At 55.5% G+C, this 17,242-nt stretch carries 16 protein-coding genes; 6 read left to right on the top strand and 10 right to left on the bottom strand.

From position 1 onward, the window contains the following. Positions 1–17 precede the first annotated feature (17 nt). Positions 18–2,327, top strand: coding sequence for a Tex family protein (locus tag L1F30_RS00685; RefSeq protein WP_253358271.1), 2,310 nt, complete (start codon positions 18–20; stop codon positions 2,325–2,327). A gap of 71 nt (positions 2,328–2,398) precedes the next feature. Here the strand turns inward: L1F30_RS00685 and L1F30_RS00680 are convergent, their stop codons facing one another. After that, positions 2,399–2,752, bottom strand: coding sequence for a hypothetical protein (locus L1F30_RS00680; RefSeq protein ID WP_253358270.1), 354 nt, complete (start codon positions 2,750–2,752; stop codon positions 2,399–2,401). A gap of 429 nt (positions 2,753–3,181) precedes the next feature. Here L1F30_RS00680 and L1F30_RS00675 point away from each other — a divergent pair, with 429 nt between their 5' ends. Further along, complete coding sequence (locus L1F30_RS00675; protein ID WP_253358269.1) at positions 3,182–3,919, top strand: DUF523 domain-containing protein; 738 nt, start codon at positions 3,182–3,184, stop codon at positions 3,917–3,919. On the opposite strand, the gene L1F30_RS00670 is transcribed toward L1F30_RS00675, so the two are convergent. The 4 genes from L1F30_RS00670 to L1F30_RS00655 all read right to left on the bottom strand — a co-directional run bounded on the left by L1F30_RS00670 (position 3,916) and on the right by L1F30_RS00655 (position 6,798). After that, complete coding sequence (locus L1F30_RS00670) at positions 3,916–4,254, bottom strand: P-II family nitrogen regulator (RefSeq protein WP_253358268.1); 339 nt, start codon at positions 4,252–4,254, stop codon at positions 3,916–3,918. The genes L1F30_RS00675 and L1F30_RS00670 overlap by 4 nt on opposite strands. Before the next feature lie 223 nt (positions 4,255–4,477). Continuing rightward, entirely contained in the window at positions 4,478–5,710 is a 1,233-nt protein-coding gene (locus tag L1F30_RS00665; protein WP_253358267.1) for an ammonium transporter, read from the bottom strand. Positions 5,711–5,746: 36 nt separating this feature from the next. Continuing rightward, positions 5,747–6,085 (bottom strand): P-II family nitrogen regulator, encoded by a 339-nt coding sequence (locus L1F30_RS00660; RefSeq protein WP_253358266.1) that lies wholly within the window; start codon positions 6,083–6,085, stop codon positions 5,747–5,749. 56 nt (positions 6,086–6,141) lie between these two features. After that, positions 6,142–6,798 carry a TorF family putative porin gene (locus tag L1F30_RS00655; RefSeq protein WP_253358265.1) on the bottom strand — a complete coding sequence of 219 codons (657 nt, stop codon included), beginning with the start codon at positions 6,796–6,798 and terminating at the stop codon, positions 6,142–6,144. Between the two features lie 326 nt (positions 6,799–7,124). On the opposite strand from L1F30_RS00655, the gene L1F30_RS00650 reads away from it, so the two are divergent. Beyond that, positions 7,125–7,352 carry an accessory factor UbiK family protein gene (locus L1F30_RS00650; protein WP_253358264.1) on the top strand — a complete coding sequence of 76 codons (228 nt, stop codon included), beginning with the start codon at positions 7,125–7,127 and terminating at the stop codon, positions 7,350–7,352. A gap of 39 nt (positions 7,353–7,391) precedes the next feature. Continuing rightward, on the top strand, positions 7,392–8,888 hold the full coding sequence (locus tag L1F30_RS00645; RefSeq protein WP_253358263.1) for a YifB family Mg chelatase-like AAA ATPase: 1,497 nt from the start codon (positions 7,392–7,394) through the stop codon (positions 8,886–8,888). Between the two features lie 50 nt (positions 8,889–8,938). Here L1F30_RS00645 and L1F30_RS00640 read toward each other — a convergent pair whose 3' ends face one another. Next, positions 8,939–10,642, bottom strand: a complete 1,704-nt coding sequence (locus L1F30_RS00640) for a bifunctional diguanylate cyclase/phosphodiesterase (RefSeq protein ID WP_253358262.1) — start codon at positions 10,640–10,642, stop codon at positions 8,939–8,941. Positions 10,643–10,860: 218 nt separating this feature from the next. On the opposite strand from L1F30_RS00640, the gene L1F30_RS00635 reads away from it, so the two are divergent. After that, the gene (locus L1F30_RS00635) at positions 10,861–12,294 is read left to right on the top strand and encodes a glycosyltransferase family 39 protein (protein WP_253358261.1); all 1,434 of its coding nucleotides are present in this window, start codon (positions 10,861–10,863) and stop codon (positions 12,292–12,294) included. 24 nt (positions 12,295–12,318) lie between these two features. After that, entirely contained in the window at positions 12,319–14,346 is a 2,028-nt protein-coding gene (rep, locus tag L1F30_RS00630; RefSeq protein WP_253358260.1) for a DNA helicase Rep, read from the top strand. Between the two features lie 149 nt (positions 14,347–14,495). Here the strand turns inward: rep and L1F30_RS00625 are convergent, their stop codons facing one another. From L1F30_RS00625 to L1F30_RS00610, 4 genes are all read right to left on the bottom strand, one after another. Further along, the gene (locus L1F30_RS00625) at positions 14,496–14,675 is read right to left on the bottom strand and encodes a hypothetical protein (protein WP_253358259.1); all 180 of its coding nucleotides are present in this window, start codon (positions 14,673–14,675) and stop codon (positions 14,496–14,498) included. Positions 14,676–14,887: 212 nt separating this feature from the next. Next, entirely contained in the window at positions 14,888–15,580 is a 693-nt protein-coding gene (locus tag L1F30_RS00620) for a transposase (protein ID WP_253358258.1), read from the bottom strand. A 767-nt stretch (positions 15,581–16,347) separates the two neighbouring features. Then, entirely contained in the window at positions 16,348–16,587 is a 240-nt protein-coding gene (locus L1F30_RS00615) for a hypothetical protein (protein WP_253358257.1), read from the bottom strand. A 108-nt stretch (positions 16,588–16,695) separates the two neighbouring features. After that, entirely contained in the window at positions 16,696–17,238 is a 543-nt protein-coding gene (locus L1F30_RS00610; RefSeq protein ID WP_253358256.1) for a zf-TFIIB domain-containing protein, read from the bottom strand. Positions 17,239–17,242: the final 4 nt, after the last annotated feature.

The raw sequence follows: 17,242 nt of genomic DNA, 5'->3' as shown, positions 1-17,242 counted from the left end.
GCAGAATAGAGGTTTGCATGAAAAGCATCGCCCTGCGTATTGCAGAAGAATTGTCCGTAAACGAGGCCCAGGTAGCCGCCGCTGTGGCGCTCTTGGATGAAGGTGCCACTGTGCCCTTTATTTCCCGCTACCGCAAAGAAGTGACCGGCGGGCTGGACGATACCCAGATGCGCAACCTGGAAGACCGCCTGCGCTACCTGCGCGAGCTGGAAGATCGTCGTGCAACCATTTTGAAAAGCATTGAAGAGCAGGGCAAGCTCACCGACGAGTTAGCCGCCCAAATTACCGGTGCCGATACCAAAACCACGCTGGAAGATTTGTATCTGCCCTACAAACCCAAGCGCCGCACCAAGGCCATGATTGCGCGTGAGGCAGGCCTTGAGCCGCTGGCCGATGCGCTGCTTGAAAACCCCGCGCTTCTGCCAGAAGCCGAAGCCGCCAAGTACTTCAATGCCGAGCACAAAATTGAAGATACCAAAGCCGCTCTCGACGGCGCCAAACAAATTCTTATGGAGCGCTTTTCAGAAGATGCGCAACTGCTGGGCAAGCTGCGCGACTTCCTGAAACAGGAAGCCTGCATCACCGCCAAGGTTATTGAAGGCAAAGAAGACGAAGGCGCAAAGTTCCGCGATTACTTTGAGCACTCGGAATCGCTGAAAGACATTCCCTCGCACCGCGCGCTTGCGCTCTTTCGCGCCCGCAACGAAGGCATTATCACGCTCTCAATGACCGTGGGCGATGAAGAAGCCAACCGCCTTTCACACCCCTGCGAACCCATGGTGGCCCAGCATTGGAGCATCAAGGATTTAGGCCGCGCTGCCGACAAGTGGCTGGCCGAATGCGTGCGCTGGACCTGGCGGGTAAAGCTTCTGACGCACCTGGAAACCGATCTATTCAACGAAGTGCGTGAGCGCGCAGAAGAGGGCGCGATTACAGTTTTTGCCAGCAACCTGAAAGATTTATTGCTGGCTGCACCGGCCGGCCAAAAAGCCACCATCGGGCTAGACCCGGGCCTGCGCACCGGTGTAAAAGTGGCCGTGGTAGATGCCACCGGCAAGGTGCTTGATCACGGCGCTATGTTCCCCACCCCACCGCAAAATCGCGTGCGCGAAGCAGAGGCCATGCTGGTTGCCCTGTGCAAAAAATACGACGTGGGTTTAATTGCCATCGGCAACGGCACCGCCTCGCGGGAAACCGATAAGTTTGTGGGTGATGTACTCAAAGCCCACAAAGACATCAAGGCCCAGAAAGTAATGGTCAACGAGGCCGGCGCCTCTGTCTATTCGGCCTCGGAGTTTGCCGCCAAAGAATTCCCCGATTTGGATGTAACCATTCGCGGCGCCATTTCCATTGCCCGCCGCCTGCAAGATCCGCTGGCGGAACTCGTGAAAATTGACCCGAAATCCATTGGTGTGGGCCAGTACCAACACGATGTATCCCAGGTGCAGCTGGCCCGCTCACTTGATGCCGTAGTAGAAGACTGTGTAAACGCCGTGGGCGTAGAAGTGAACACTGCGTCCAGCGCCTTGCTGGCCCGGGTATCGGGTTTAAACAGCACCCTGGCCAACAACATTGTGGAGTTTCGCGACAACAACGGCGCCTTCAAAAGCCGCGACCAACTGAAGAAAGTGCCGCGCCTGGGTGAGAAAACCTTTGAGCAGGCGGCGGGCTTTTTACGCATTCGCGACGGGGAAAACCCGCTCGATGCCTCGGGCGTGCACCCGGAATCCTACGCGGTGGTAGAACGCATTGCCGGCAGCAATGAACGCAACTTGAAAGGCATCATTGGCGATACGCAATTTTTGCGCTCGGTAAACGCCAAGGATTATGTGGATGAAACTTTCGGCCTGCCCACCATTACCGACATCTTAAAAGAGCTGGATAAACCCGGCCGCGATCCGCGCCCGGAATTCAAAACCGCGCAATTTACCGACGGCGTAGAAGAAATCAAAGATCTTGAGCCGGGTATGATTTTGGAAGGCACAGTCACCAACGTTACCAACTTCGGTGCCTTTGTGGATGTGGGCGTACACCAAGACGGCCTGGTACATATTTCTGCGCTGTCTAACACCTTTGTTAAAGACCCGCGCGAAGTTGTGAAAGCCGGCGACATTGTAAAAGTGAAGGTGATGGAGGTAGACATTCCACGCAAGCGCATCGCCCTTTCCATGCGCATGGATGATCAGCCTGGCGAAAAAGTGAGCGGCGCAAAACCCGCGCGCAGTGCCAAAACCCACAACCGCAACGCAGCACCTGCCAAAACCGAGCAGGGCACAATGGCTGCGCTGTTTGCCCAGGCCAGCAAAGGTAAAAACAAGCGCCTTTAATGGATGGCAATCTATCGTGAAAATAAAAAGCCCACGCTAGCGTGGGCTTTTTTCTGGTTAAATATTAGCGATTAAATCGGGCGAGAGCCGTAGTTGCTGGTGGGTTTTTTGGGTGGATCTGCCGTTACGTTGTTATCCACGTGGTTAATCTTGCCACCTCTAGCCAGAAACTCTTCTATTTGCGCGTTCAACGCAGCCCGGGTGGCCTCGCGCGAACGCACCGAGTAATCTACCAGGTGATCGTCGCTCGCGGCGCTGTCATCGTCGTCATCGCTGTCGAAGCTGGCCGCCGCTGATGAGCGGGTATCATCTTCGTCATCGTCGTCAGAATCCGCGGCGGCATCCATGACGTCTTCCTGCTCGAGTGGCTCATCGACCACTTTGGATTTTTTTGTCTGCTTTTTAATGGGGCTTTTTGATGCCATTGTGTGCTACCTACACAGAGTAAATATCAAAACAAAAACCAAACTTTTGCATACCACCCGCTGCGGTAGTGCGCGGGCCGTAAACGCAGGCTTTGGATTGCGCCTTGAATGCGATTTTTAATCCGTTTTTTCACGTTGCGCAAGAGGTGTGATTAGAATTTTTTCTATAGTTAATTCCGGTTCACTGCCCACTGTTACCAGAGGTAACTTAAAGTGTTAATAAAGCGCAAGTAACGAAAATTCACCTCACCCTCTGGCGCTGCAACCGGCGCTCGCGACGGGGAAGCCTGGCTCCCCCCATAACTGCATACCCGCGCATTCGTCTCACTACATATAGTTCAAATCGGCCGGGCATGGAAATTTTCCATTGTTTTTTTTAGTCCAATTCGTAAGCATGGGTGAATATTTGAAAACCTCGGGTTATTTGCTGTGACCAACCTCGCCCCCATTGTTGTGACCGCACCACGCCTGCTGGTAAGCCAGTGCCTGGCAGGCGACAAGGTGCGCTACGACGGCGGCCACAAGCACCAACCACAACTGGCCGTGCATTTGTGGCAAGCCGCCCGGCCGGTACTCTGGTGCCCGGAAATGGCCGCAGGCCTTGGTGTACCCAGGCCACCCATTGAGCGCCGCCAGGGGCCTTACGGCCAAACCCTGGCGCTGGCCGCGCCCGAGGCACTGGATGCGGCTGCACGCATTGAGGCCCAGGCGCTGGCCGAGGGGTTAATAGGCCACACCCATGCACAGGCACAGGCCTTTGAGGCAGAGCCTCCGGTTGGCGCCATTTTGAAAGCCCGCTCGCCCAGCTGTGGCGCCGGCACGAGCCCACTCTACGGGCCCGAGGGCGAGGTATTGGCAATGGGTGATGGCGTGTGGGTACAAGCGCTCAAACAGCGCTTTGGGCAACTGATTATTGTGGATGAAAGCCAGCTACAAACGCCGGCAGACTGCCTGCATTTCCTGCGCCTGGTGCAATTGGGCCAGGCACTGAAAGACAGCTTGCTAGATCACGCCTGGCGTGATTATTTACAGGCGCACAATCGCCACCATCAGGGCGAACACCTGGGTTTGGCGGAAGTGGCAAAGGGTGTGGGCAGGGCAGGCGCGCCGCTTGGTTATTTGGCAGCTCTGCCCCTGCAATCTGTAACTGAGGTGCAGCGGCCTTAAACGGCTTCGGCGCCGGTTTCGCCGGTGCGGATGCGAATAATTTCTTCCAGCGGGGTAATGAAGATTTTACCGTCGCCAATTTTGCCGGTGTGTGCCGCTTTGGTGATGGCTTCTACGGCCTGCTCAACCATGCCGTCATCAACGGCCAGCTCAAGTTTTACTTTCGGTAAAAAATCCACCACGTATTCGGCACCGCGGTAGAGCTCTGTGTGGCCCTTCTGACGACCAAAGCCCTTGACCTCGGTGACGGTCATGCCCTGCACGCCCACTTCAGACAACGCGGTGCGTACGTCATCGAGTTTGAAAGGTTTAATGACTGCGGTAATCAACTTCATCTCGGTGTCCTTATTGGCTCACAATCGGTGGTGAGGCCGAACATTACACCCTCAGGGCAACAAAATCATCTGCCGGGCAGATCTTTTTAGGCCGTTGCATGAGCGCGCGCCATTGGCTGCACAAAAATCGTGCAAAAAAAAGATCCGGCCTCATCGTGTTTGCACACCGATTATAGCCGGATCTTTTTTAAACGTTGCGCAGCACGAGGCTGCGCCAATTCAATTACTTGGTGGTGAACTCCGGGTAGGCTTCCATACCACACTCGGAAAGATCCACACCGTTGTACTCGTCTTCTTCTGAAACGCGGATGCCAATGAGCATCTTGAGCACAAACCACACCACGCCGCTGGTGATGAATACCCAACCGAAGATGGTTAAGGCGCCAATGATTTGGCCAGTGAGCTTGGCATCGCCATTGGTGTAAGGCACTACCAGCAAACCGAACAAGCCAACCACACCGTGCACAGAAATGGCACCTACCGGGTCGTCAATTTTCAGTTTGTCGAGGGTCACGATGGAACCGACTACCAACAGGCCACCGATGGCGCCAATGAGGGTGGCTTCCAGCGCAGACGGCGTGTCCGGGCCTGCGGTAATGGCCACCAGGCCCGCCAGTGCACCATTAAGTGCCATGGTCAGGTCGGCTTTGCCAAACAGGATCTGGGCCAGAATCAGGGCGCCAATCAAACCACCGGCGGCGGCGGCATTGGTGTTCATGAACACAACGGCCACGCTGTTGGCGCTGTCGACAGAGGCGGTGGCCAATACAGAGCCACCGTTAAAACCAAACCAGCCCATCCACAGAATGAAGGTACCGAGCGTTGCCAGCGGCAGGTTGGCACCGGGGATAGCAACAGCTTTGCCGTCGGCGGTGTATTTGCCTTTACGGGCACCCAGCAGCAATACGCCAGACAATGCCGCAGCCGCACCGGCCATGTGCACAATGCCAGAGCCTGCAAAATCCAGAAAGCCAAGGTCGCCCAAGGTGTACAGGCCAAATACGGCTTCGCCGCCCCAGGTCCAGCTACCTTCCATTGGGTAGATGAAGCCGGTCATCACTACGGCAAAGGCCAGGAAGGCCCACAGCTTCATGCGCTCGGCAACGGCACCTGAAACAATAGACATGGCAGTAGCCACAAACACTACCTGGAAGAAGAAATCTGCCGAAGGTGCGTAGGTAGCAGGCTCTTCAGCGCCTTCAACGCCATTGCCGGCAATGCCGGAAAGCAGGTAGTCGCCGCCGTACATCAACGCATAGCCACACACCATGTACATGGTGCAGGAAATGGCAAACAGGGCCACGTTTTTGGTAAGAATTTCGGTGGTGTTTTTAGAGCGGACAAGGCCCGCTTCCAGCATGGCGAAACCTGCTGCCATCCACATTACCAGCGCGCCGCACACCAAAAAGTAGAAGGTGTCCAGGGCGTACTGGAGCTGAAAAATATCGTTTTCCATGAGAGTCTCCGCAGAGCTGATAATTAATATGTTTTTTTACAGTGCTTCTTCGCCGGTCTCGCCGGTACGAATGCGAATCACCTGCTCAAGAGGCGACACGAAAATTTTGCCGTCACCAATTTTGCCGCTGTTGGCCGCTTTGGTAATGGCTTCAACAATGGTGTCTACCTGGGCATCACCCACGGCAACTTCCACTTTGGTTTTTGGCAAGAAATCCACCACGTATTCAGCGCCACGGTAGAGCTCTGTGTGGCCCTTCTGGCGGCCAAAACCTTTTACTTCGGTGACGGTAATACCCTGGACACCGTTTTCAGACAGCGCTTCGCGCACGGCGTCCAACTTGAATGGCTTGATTACGGCGGTAATCAGTTTCATCGCTTTCACTCCTCAAGGGGAAAGCGCCCGCCGGACGACGGGCGCGCAGTTTTAAATTAAAGGTCGAAGGTTTTGCTGATTGAGAAAACAAAAGCCTGGCTGCTGGTGGCATCGCCGTCTTCGTCAACTTGATCGCTCAGCTCTTCGCTGCTCAGAATAATTGCGGCACCCAGATCGATATCGCTTACAGTGGCGCCGTAACCGAACTCGAAGTAGTTACCTTCAGCATCTTTGCTGTAGGTGCCATAAGTGCCGTAGAAACCGTTGTGGGACAGGGTGACTTCCAGGAAGCCGTATTTGTTGTCGTCGTCACCGTCTACACCTTGCACGCCGTCTGAGTAGCCTACGCTCAGGAATTTATAATCCAGGCCCAGGTTGATTTCGCGGTAGAAGGTGTCGAACTCACCTGTGTACTCGTAATCGGTAAAGCCCACGGTGAAAGACAAATCTTCAGTGGCTTCGAATGTGTAACCACCGTACAGGTCGATTTCCAAACCTTCGCCAACATCGGCACCCCAAACACCTGCGTAGAAACCGCCCGCTTCAACGTCGAATCCGCCGTTGGCAGAAGAGGCCTTCTGCAAAATACCGCGGTAGTAGTATTCAGAGTTGAACCCCAGGTTTGCGCTAACGTCAGCGGCAAAAGTAGGTGCGGCAAAGCTTGAAGCAGCCAGTACGGCTGATGCGATGAGAGACTTAGCAACCAATTTCATGTTTTCCTCCTCAGGAATATTTTTTTTTAACCCGCACTTATTGATGTGAATTATCGGGCTAGCCGTTTTCCGGTAAGAGGCCTTATACAAAACCCTTGCCAACTTTCACTTTTTATAACCAAAACAAATACTTAATGGGGAATCAGGCACCCACGCGCCAAAAGAGCAAGGAGGTGCCAAATAGAATTGCTTTAAATTGGTGCACACATTTGTTGCAGCGCACCACAGGCAGGCACTGGCGGCAATATCCCCCGCCAGCTGCGATTCACGGCCCCAAAATAGGTCAGAAACGGGTACACTCTCCGGGCGTTTAGAGGAAACACACAATGTCACCCAACGATTTACTAAGCGAGTTCAAACAGCTGCTGGGCAGGCAGGCACCCGATGGGGCAAGCGAAACCCGCGCATTGTTGAATGCGCTGATGACGCGCTTTAATCTGGTGAGCCGCGAAGAGTTTGATGCACAAACAGCGGTGCTTGCGCGCACGCGCGCTAAACTGGAACAACTGCAACGCGAACTCGAACAACTGCAAAAGGCGAACACAAACCCCTGATTCGCCCACACGGAAGAAAACACAGACAAAGGAGTGTCTATGTCTCTCGCCATCGTTCATTCACGGGGCCGCACCGGTATTGATGCACCACCTGTGGCCGTTGAAGTGCACCTGTCAAACGGCCTACCGGGCCTGGCCATTGTGGGGCTGCCGGAAACCGCCGTAAAAGAAAGCAAAGACCGCGTGCGCAGCGCGCTCATCAACAGCCACTTCGAGTTCCCGAGCCGGCGCATCACTATTAATCTGGCACCGGCAGATTTGCCGAAAGACGGTGGCCGCTTCGATCTACCCATTGCCCTTGGCATTCTGGCGGCCTCGGGCCAAATACCGCCGCAGTCGCTGGCGGGCCTGGAATGCATGGGGGAGCTTGCACTATCGGGCGAGCTGCGTGGCGTCACCGCCTGCCTGCCCGCCGCCATTGCCTGCCATCGCGCCGGCCGGCAATTGATAGTGGCGCGCGCCAACGGCGCAGAGGCCGCCATTTACGCCCCCGCCAAGGCGTTGGTGGCCGATAACCTGCTGCAGGTGTGCGCCCACCTGCAGGGCCGTGCACCCTTGGCCCGTGCCGTGGCCGCGCCCGCACAGCCGGCTACAGATCTACACGACTTACGCGATGTACGCGGCCAGCCCCAGGCGCGCCGCGCGCTCGAAGTGGCCGCCGCCGGACAGCACAATGTGCTGTTTTTCGGCCCGCCGGGCACTGGCAAAACCCTGCTGGCCAGCAGGCTCACAGGCTTGCTGCCACCACTGAGTGCCGAGGAAGCGCTGGATGTAGCACTGGTGCACTCGGTGGCCGGGGCGCCGTTTAACTGGGGCCAGCGGCCGTTTCGCCACCCCCATCACACGGCCTCGGCACCGGCGCTGGTGGGCGGCGGCTCGCAACCCAAGCCCGGCGAAATTTCATTGGCGCACCGGGGCGTGCTGTTTCTAGACGAGCTGCCGGAATTCGCGCGGCCGGTACTGGAAGTGCTGCGCGAACCCATAGAGCACGGCGAGGTGCGCATTGCCCGCGCCCAGGCGCAGGCCAACTTCCCTTGCCAGTTTCAGCTGATCGCCGCCATGAACCCCTGCCCGTGCGGCTACTTTGGCGAAAGCCGCAGCCGGTGCCGCTGCTCGCCCGATCAAATTCGCCGCTACCGCAGCCGCCTGAGTGGCCCACTGCTAGACAGAATCGACATGCACGTGCCAGTGCGCGCCATCAGCCCGGAACAGCTGCGCGGTGAAAGCCAGGAGGAGGCCAGTGCCGCCGTGGCGCGGCGGGTGGCCCAGGCCCGCCACATTGCCAACGCGCGCCAAGGCAAGCCCAATCAGGCGTTAAGTGTGAAAGAGTTGGAGGCACACTGCACACTCACCGAGCAGCAGCACAATTTTCTGGCCCAGGCGATGGATAAACTGGGGCTGTCTATCCGGGCCTGGCACCGGGTGCTGCGGGTAGCGCGCACCTTGGCAGATCTGGAGGGCCAAGCCTCTTTAAGCGATGCCCACTTGAGCGAAGCACTGGGCTACCGCCGGCTAGACAGGCCGCTGATTATTTAAACAAGGCTATTTAAGCCGTGGGGTTTGAAGGTGAAACAGGCCGCCGCGCCTCAGGCATCCAGTTGCGCTTGTGCCTGCTGCAGGTGGGTAAGAATTTCGGCCAGGGGCTTGGGTGCGCACAGCCAGAAGCCTTGCACTTCATCGCAGCCCAATTCGCGCAGGCGGCGTAGCTGGTCGCCGGTTTCCACGCCTTCGGCCACGGTACTGAGCTTTAAACTGTGCGCCAGCTGCACCACGGCCATCACCAGTGCGTGCTTGGCTCGATCTGTTGCAACGCCCGCCACCAGTTGCGGGTCTATTTTCAGCCGCTCAAAGGGCAGCTGCTGAATAACGGGCAAAGACGACATGGCCGAGCCGAAGTCGTCCAGCGCAAAGCTTGCCCCGGTAACTGACAGCAAGCCCATGGCTTCACCCACCGCCCGCGGCTCTTTCATCAAGCAGGCCTCCGACACTTCAAACTCAAGCCGCGAGCCGCGAATGCCCGCGGCATCGAGCTGCTGGATCAGCGCATCTACCAGCCGCTCATCGCGCAGTTGGCGCAGCGAGAGGTTTAAGCACAGCGGGGTTTCGGCCAGGCCCGCCTTGGCCAGCGCGTGGGCGTCTTGGCACACCTGCGCCAGTACCTGGTAGCCCATATCAACAATTAAACCGCTGCTTTCGGCCACATCCAGAAATTCGCTGGGCGCAAGTAGGCCCCGGGCAGGGTGGCGCCAGCGCACCAGGGCCTCTAAGGCGCATATTTCGCCGGTGATGGTATCGAGCCTGGGTTGGTAGTAAACGGCCATTTCGCCGCGGCCAAGCCCGCGCCGCAGCTCGTGCTCTATGGCAATTTGCCGGCGGGCGTCTTCGTCCATACTCTCGGCATAAAAGCAGTATTGATTGCCGTTGGCCTGCTTGGCGCGGTACATGGCCATGTCGGCCTGGCGCTGTATGTCGTCGGCCAGGGCGCCACTGCGGTAGGGCGCAATGCCCAGGCTGCAGCCTACGGTAATTTCCATGCCGTTAATTTCAAAGGGGCTGGCCAGCGCTTCAATTACCTTGCCCGCCAAATGCGCCATATCGGTGCTGGAGCGCATGTCGTCTAGCAGCAGTACAAATTCATCACCGCCCACGCGCGCCACGGTATCGCTGGTGCGCACGCACTCCTGCAATCGCTGGGCGGCCTGTTTGATGAGCAGATCACCCACGTCGTGACCATAGCAATCGTTCACGGGCTTGAAGCCGTCCAGATCCAGGTACATAAGGGTGAAGGTGTGGCCGCCCCGGCGCGCCAAATCTACCGCGTGGTGCAGGCGATCTTTAAACAGGGCGCGGTTGCTAACACCTGTGAGCGGGTCGTAGTGGGCCAATTCAGACAACCGGGTTTCGTTGGCCTTGCGCTCTATGGCGTAGCGCATGGTGCGCTCCAGCAGCTGGGCGTCAATCTTGCCCTTGATGAGGTAGTCGGCCGCGCCCACGCTCAGGGCCTCGCGGTCTACATCGGCTTCCATTTCATCGGTCATTACCAAAATTGGCGCTTTGGCGCCCTGGTGGCGGGCCGCTTTAATGAGGTCTTTGGCGGTGTGCTCGCCCCATTGGTAGTTCATCAGAATCACATCGTAGTTATCTGAAAGTATTTCGGGCAGGGCAAGGTCTAGCTGGGCAAGCCATGTGATTTCGTAGGCGGTGTGGAAAATTTCAGACAACAAGCTGCCAATCAACAGGTATTCAACCTGTTCGGAATCGACAAACAACAACCTGATGTGGGTGTCCATAACGTTAGTCACCGGCGTTACGCCGCGCATCCTGCATATTTTTTAATTGTGGTTATTTTGTCCTAGGGTGAAACTCTACCTTAGGCCCTGTGGCGGGGGAACAATCAATCAGCCCATATAGCCAATTAATGGCATGAATGGCATTTAACTGTGCTGCGGTTATCAATTGAGCTGGGCGGTACAGGGCTGGTAGCATCTAGCCTTTTGGGGGCAATTCTGTGGCTGGCTTCTCCACCCATGTTCACCGCGTACTTTTGGGCGCAGCCGCGCTGCACTTATTACTGGGCGCACTGTTACCGCTTACCCTGTTTGAATCCCACTACGCCCTCTATGGCTATTACCTGCAGCTGAGCTACGTAGATCACCCGCCGCTGATGGGCTGGCTGCAAGGGCTGATACAACTCGTAAACAGCAGCGATTTCGCCCTGCGCCTGATGCCCATCGCCCTGACGCTCGCCACCCAATACACCCTGGTGGCCATTGCCCAGCGGCTCTACCCGGGCGAGGCCCGCATTGGCGTGGCCGTGGCCTGGCTTGTGCAGCTGATGCCCATCAGCCATATTGTGTTTGCCGCCGCGCCCGATCTGCCCTTGGCACTGTTTGCCTGCCTGGCCTTTTGGGCGCTGCTACACCTGCTGGAAGAAGACACCTGGGCGGCCTGGCTTGGCCTTGGCGCGTGCCTGGGCCTGGCCGGGCTCAGTAAATACACCGCCATTTGCCTGGTGATCTCGCTTCCCATTGCCCTGTGGCTGGGTGGCCGTGGGGCGCGCTGGCTGCTTTCGCCCAAGCCCTGGGTGGCAGGCGCACTGGCGGTGGCACTGGTGAGCCCTGTGGTTATCTGGAACTACCAGCACGACTGGCTCAGCTTTCACTTTCAGGCAGACTACCAAGAAGGCGACCACGATGGCTGGTCTGGCGCGGCCTTGGGCCAGGCCCTGGCCACCCAGCTGGGCGTATATTCGCCGTTCATACTGCTGCTCTTTGCCCTGCGTCGCGACCTTGCCTGGCGGGCCCACGCCCTGTGCCTGAGCTGGGCATTGCCGGCACTGGTGTTGTTTGCCCTGCAGGCGGGCTCTGGGCGCACCTCACCGCACTGGACCTACCTGGCCTGGCTTGCCCTGGTGCCCGCTGCTGCCTACGTTTTGCTGCATCACTGGCACAGGCGATGGTTACGGGTGGCCAGCTATGTGTGGGGCAGCCTGTTGGGGTTGGTAATAGCCGCCGTACTGGCGCTGCCGTTTATCCCCTTTGAGGATTACAAACACCCGCTGCGCAAGGTGATTGGCTGGCAGAGTGCCGCACTGGCCGCCGAACAACTGCGCCAACAATGGGCCAACGAGCAAGAGCCCGGCTACCACACTGAACCCTCGCTACTGGTGTACAACTGGCACTATGCCGAACCCATCGCCTGGTACGCCCGCCCGGCCCCGGTGCGCGATGTGAAAGCTAAGCAATCGCAATACAGCCAGTGGTTTGGCCACTTTGGCCCCGGCGATCGCGGGCTCATGGTCAGGCCGCACAAATCGGAGGTGCCAAAGCCTGTATACTTAGACAACGTCGAGTGCACGCCGGTGGATTTCCACACGGCCACCTTCCGCGGCCGCAAGGCGCAAACCTTTCACTTTTACCGTTGTTATTGGCCCGTGAACTAACCGCGGCGCCAAGAGAGTTAATGAGTGTCCAAACACGTCAGTAAATTAAACCCGCGCCAACGCGAGGCCGTGCTGCACATAGACGGCCCCTGCCTGGTGCTGGCCGGCGCCGGTTCCGGTAAAACCAGCGTAATCACGCGCAAAATTGCCTACCTCATTGAAGAGTGCGGCATGCCCGCGCGCCACATTGCCGCGGTTACCTTTACTAACAAGGCCAGCCGTGAAATGAAAGAGCGCGTAGGGGGGCTTGTGAAGGGCGCCGCCGCACGCGGGCTTACGGTTTCTACCTTTCACAATCTGGGCCTGAACATCATCCGGCGCGAACACAAACAGCTGGGCTTTAAACCTGGCTTTTCTATTTTCGATGCCGAAGACGCGCGCGCCTTGTTAAAAGAGCTGATGCTCAAAGACGGCGACCTGGATTCCGACCACCTAGACTTAGTGGCCAACCAGATCTCCAACTGGAAAAACGATTTAACGGTGCCCGAAATCGCCGCCTCCAAAGCCCAAAGCGAGGGCGAGGCGCAAATAGCGGAAATTTACCGGCGCTACAACCAGGCCCTGAAAGCCTACAACGCCGTGGATTTTGACGACCTGATTCTCACGCCCGTGCGATTGTTTTCAGAACACCCAGACGTACTCGCACGCTGGCAGCGCAAAATCCGCTATCTGTTAGTAGACGAATACCAAGACACCAACTCCAGCCAATACCTGCTGGTAAAACTGTTGGTGGGCGATCGCGGTGGGCTGACCGTGGTGGGCGACGACGACCAATCCATTTACGCCTGGCGCGGCGCGCGCCCCGAAAATTTATTTTTATTGAAAAAAGATTTCCCGTCGCTGGAGCTCATCAAACTCGAACAAAACTACCGCTCCACCAGCCGCATTCTGCGCGTGGCCAACCACCTGATTGCCCACAACCCGCACGAATTTGAAAAGGCGCTCTGGTCTGAAATGGGCCTGGGCGAAGAAATCCGCGTGCTGCGCTGCGCCAATGAAGATGCCGAGGCCGAGCGCGTGGCCATGGAGATTTTATCGCAGCGGCTTAAGCGACAAATAAAATTCCGCGACTTCGCCATTTTGTACCGCGGCAACCACCAGGCCCGTTTGCTGGAAATCAAACTGCAGGCCCACCAGATTCCCTACGCCATCTCTGGTGGCACCAGTTTTTTTGCCCGCGCGGAAATCAAAGATGTGATGTCTTACCTGCGCCTGATCGTAAACCCCGATGACGACAATGCATTTTTGCGTATCATCAACACCCCGCGCCGGCAAATCGGCACCAGCACGCTGGAGGCATTGGGCCACTACGCCAATCAACGCAATATCAGCATGTTCGCCGCCTGCCATGAAATAGGCCTCAGCGAACACGTGCCGGCCGCAAGCCTTGAACGCATTCAACGCTTTTGCCACTGGCTCTCGCACATTGGCCAATTGTGCCGCGGTGAGGAGCCGGTAGCTGCCGTGAAACAAATGGTGGAAGACATCGACTACGAAGGCTGGCTGCACCAAAACGCCTCCAGCCCCAAAGTGGCCGAAAAGCGCATGGAAAACGTGTGGTATTTATTGGAATCCATCAAAGCCATACTGCAAAAAGCCGACGGCGAAGACATCACCATTGAAGACGCCATCGCCAAGCTCGTGCTGCGCGACATGCTGGACCGCCAGGCCGAAGAAGACGAGCTGGACCAGGTGCAGCTCATGACACTGCACGCCTCCAAAGGTTTGGAGTACCCGCACGTGTTTATGGTGGGTATGGAGGAAGATCTGCTACCGCACCGCACAAGCATTGAAGAAGACAACATCGAAGAAGAGCGCCGCCTCACTTACGTAGGCATCACCCGCGCCCAAAAAACCCTCACCATGACCTGGGCCGGCAAGCGCAAGCAATACGGCGAAATTATCGAAACCTCCTACTCGCGCTTTTTGGATGAACTGCCCGAAGAAGACGTAATTTGGGAAGGCATGGGCCAACACAACCCAGACGCCAACCGCGCCCAGGGCAGCGCGACTTTGGGGAGTTTGTTGGATATGTTGGGGGGGAAGAAGTAGCGGTAAGCAGGAGAGGGGGTAGGCTTGTTTGAGGATGTCCAGGATCTGGCTGTCGCTGTACTTCGATGTTTTCATGCAGAATCTCCTGCGCATAGGTTACGAGAAAATTCTACTTTTTGACCCTGTTATATACTGGGAGGAATACCACTCTATTTCATCTCTAATTTATCTAAAATAGGCTTTATCGACTCTTCTGTAAGTTCTACCTTTTCAAGTATAGAACGAACCTTTTCAGTATCTTTATTTTCAACCGCCTCATCAAATTCACCCATCAATCCACTTACATAGAGACGTTCATTAACGGTCATACCTGCGTATTTATTTTCCATCCATACAACCTACGGTTTAAATACTGAAAAATCAGTTATGTTTACGTTTTTCGGGTCGACAATAAGCTCAGGTAGACCACCTTTATTTCCTTCTAACGGTAGCGCTGATCTTGTCTTAATAATATCTGAGGCTTTGGCGCGCCCTTGAATTAAGAACTCAGCCGTATTAGTTGCAACATTGTGGGGTCAAACATTGTGGGGTCAGATGAAACTTATGGCACTTCAATCACGGGTCGACCCATAGTTGCAGGCCGAACCCGTCGCCCATGCAGACGCTCGATTTCATCTTTAAATCGTGTATCACCCAACGCCATGCCCTTGTTTACTGCGGCACGGATATCCTCAATAAGTCTGCACTCAACATGCGCATCAAATAATGCCCTGTATGAGCTCTGTCGCTTACTAGCCTCTTCACCCAACTTTAGATACTCACTATGGGGCGAATGCACTTTTATCGATTTACCCAAGGCATGTGCCTGATAGCTCGACCAGACATAGTCAGCCGGATCGCTGACCATACCCGCTCTTACGGGATTTAATTCAATGTATCGCTGGCAGGCCAACAGATAGACCTCTGATTGAACCAGACTGGCTTTAAAGCGGCCCTCCCATAACGTACCGGTTCTGCGATGTTCTCGATTAAAGTACCTGACATATCGCCGCCCTACAGCCTGCATCATACTTGAAACGCCGCCTTCCTTTTTCGGGGTAACCAGCAGGTGCACATGGTTGGTCATTAGAACCCAAGCGTGAACCGACACACCGAATTGCCCGGCATATTCTTCCAGCCAGTTGACGTATGCCGCCAGGTCTTGCTCTGAGGCAAAGCAAACCTGCCGATTGTTGCCGCGCTGCACAATATGCTGGGGAATGCCCAAAGGGCTAATCCGACGAAGTCTTGCCATGGTCAAGTCCTTTTAACCGAAACAGTGATCTGAAGTTTAGCTAAGCGCTGGCGGCTTATACAAGGATGAAATGCGCGCCTTAAGTTTCATCTGACCCCACTAATTGACCCCACTAATTGACAGCAATGCGGCCTATCACCGGCGATCTGGTGATGGGCCTGGCCTAGTCAACACGGTCATAATCAATAGCATGAGAGTCATCGATCCGTCGCCAGTTCAATTTGAACTCTACTGGCCTCGGTGTCGGGTTGCTGTCTGGCCGCTCAACCTCTGGCGCTCACAGTTGAACTATGAAACTTTTTTGTTAAAGAATATGCTACCGCGAGCATAATAAAGTTAACGAAAAACTCCAAAAGAATTAATTCATACTTTTGAAGCCCCGCAATGCCAAACATTAGGTCCCATCTCTTTGAAAACATTATAACCAAAACATCAAGTGCTGATATTCCGACTATCAGAACAACCGAATACTTATTGGATATTTCGTAGGGGTTATGAACATGGTATTGCCACATGATTCTAAACATAATAAGAAAGTTCAAAATCATCGATAGAGCTACGTAAAACGTTGAAGATTTACTAAATGGCATTACAACCATGAAGATCGTAACAATTATTAGATAGCCTTAGCACTTAACTACCAGCTTCCATGCAGGCAACGCTTTCTCCTTTTTTCAATCAGGCTTATGATCCGTTCATGCGGCAGTAAAGGCGAAGGTGAATTCCAAATGGTAAGAAAGCCCAAAGCCTATACGCCCTCACGCAAATTAATCTGCAATCTTTTCAGATAGCTCCACAAGCTTATTCTGCATGTCCGCATCGATTTCAGAAGGGTTAACACGCTTGACAATGGCGCGCAAAACGCGCTTTTCGTTTTCGTCGATAACGCCATCGCGCTCGGCAATGGCCAGCAACTTGCCTAATTCTCCCGCATCGAGCTTGCCATCATTGGCAAAGCAGTTAATCGATTTATAGGTGATTTCCAAATAATCTCTGGGTTCAGACATAACTTTTTCCTTAATTAAAATTAAAAATCTATTTCAAAAATTTTCCATAGGCCTGCTACCTAGGCCATGAGCACAGTCTGGCATGAGCTTAACTACGCTCGATCAAACTCAGCGCCCAGAGTAGGGATCCCGTGCGAGCAGAAACGCGCGCATTTCGGCGCAGTTTTCCTGATCGGCCAGCCAGTTGCGAATTTCTGCAAGCTTTCGGTAGTTTGCTTCGCCAAATTTCCGCCTGTACACGGCCTCTAACGAGGCTTTGGCATCTTCGGTGCGAATCTTGCGCTGCCAATGCTCGGTTACAATATTGCCTACGCTGCCGGCCAATGCGTATTCTTTTAACAGAGACCACTCACCCTTGTCTAACCAAAGCCCGCCCGTGTGCGGGGAGTAATCAAGCTTGTGACTGGAGCCGGAAACGATGCGGTATTTTTGCATCAACCGGCCGGTAACCGGGCAAGTGAGCGCAGAAGCTGTTTCTTCCACTTCGGGCATCTGATCCAACTCGCCGAGCTTTCCGCCGCCGGCTTTCCATTGCACCACATCTTCAACGTAGAGCCAGTGGCCACCACAATGATTGCATTCGTGGGCGCGCAGGCCGGGCTCCAGAAAACAGGGGGCCAGCTGCCCTGTACTACAGGCTGTACAATTCATAAGC

It is taken from the genome of Simiduia sp. 21SJ11W-1 (assembly GCF_024138675.1).
In the GTDB taxonomy this organism is placed as follows: Bacteria; Pseudomonadota; Gammaproteobacteria; order Pseudomonadales; family Cellvibrionaceae; genus Simiduia.
This window is presented reverse-complemented; position numbering and strand designations above follow the sequence as displayed.

Bases quoted from the DNA above. Each gene is read 5' to 3' on its own strand.
- L1F30_RS00660 (WP_253358266.1), bottom strand. From the start codon at position 6,085: ATGAAACTGATTACCGCCGTAATCAAGCCATTCAAGTTGGACGCCGTG.
- L1F30_RS00640 (WP_253358262.1), bottom strand. From the start codon at position 10,642: ATGGACACCCACATCAGGTTGTTGTTTGTCGATTCCGAACAGGTTGAA.
- L1F30_RS00620 (WP_253358258.1), bottom strand. From the start codon at position 15,580: ATGGCAAGACTTCGTCGGATTAGCCCTTTGGGCATTCCCCAGCATATT.
- L1F30_RS00655 (WP_253358265.1), bottom strand. From the start codon at position 6,798: ATGAAATTGGTTGCTAAGTCTCTCATCGCATCAGCCGTACTGGCTGCT.
- L1F30_RS00625 (WP_253358259.1), bottom strand. From the start codon at position 14,675: ATGGAAAATAAATACGCAGGTATGACCGTTAATGAACGTCTCTATGTA.
- L1F30_RS00650 (WP_253358264.1), top strand. From the start codon at position 7,125: ATGTCACCCAACGATTTACTAAGCGAGTTCAAACAGCTGCTGGGCAGG.
- L1F30_RS00665 (WP_253358267.1), bottom strand. From the start codon at position 5,710: ATGGAAAACGATATTTTTCAGCTCCAGTACGCCCTGGACACCTTCTAC.
- L1F30_RS00610 (WP_253358256.1), bottom strand. From the start codon at position 17,238: ATGAATTGTACAGCCTGTAGTACAGGGCAGCTGGCCCCCTGTTTTCTG.
- L1F30_RS00680 (WP_253358270.1), bottom strand. From the start codon at position 2,752: ATGGCATCAAAAAGCCCCATTAAAAAGCAGACAAAAAAATCCAAAGTG.
- L1F30_RS00670 (WP_253358268.1), bottom strand. From the start codon at position 4,254: ATGAAGTTGATTACCGCAGTCATTAAACCTTTCAAACTCGATGACGTA.
- L1F30_RS00645 (WP_253358263.1), top strand. From the start codon at position 7,392: ATGTCTCTCGCCATCGTTCATTCACGGGGCCGCACCGGTATTGATGCA.
- L1F30_RS00615 (WP_253358257.1), bottom strand. From the start codon at position 16,587: ATGTCTGAACCCAGAGATTATTTGGAAATCACCTATAAATCGATTAAC.
- L1F30_RS00685 (WP_253358271.1), top strand. From the start codon at position 18: ATGAAAAGCATCGCCCTGCGTATTGCAGAAGAATTGTCCGTAAACGAG.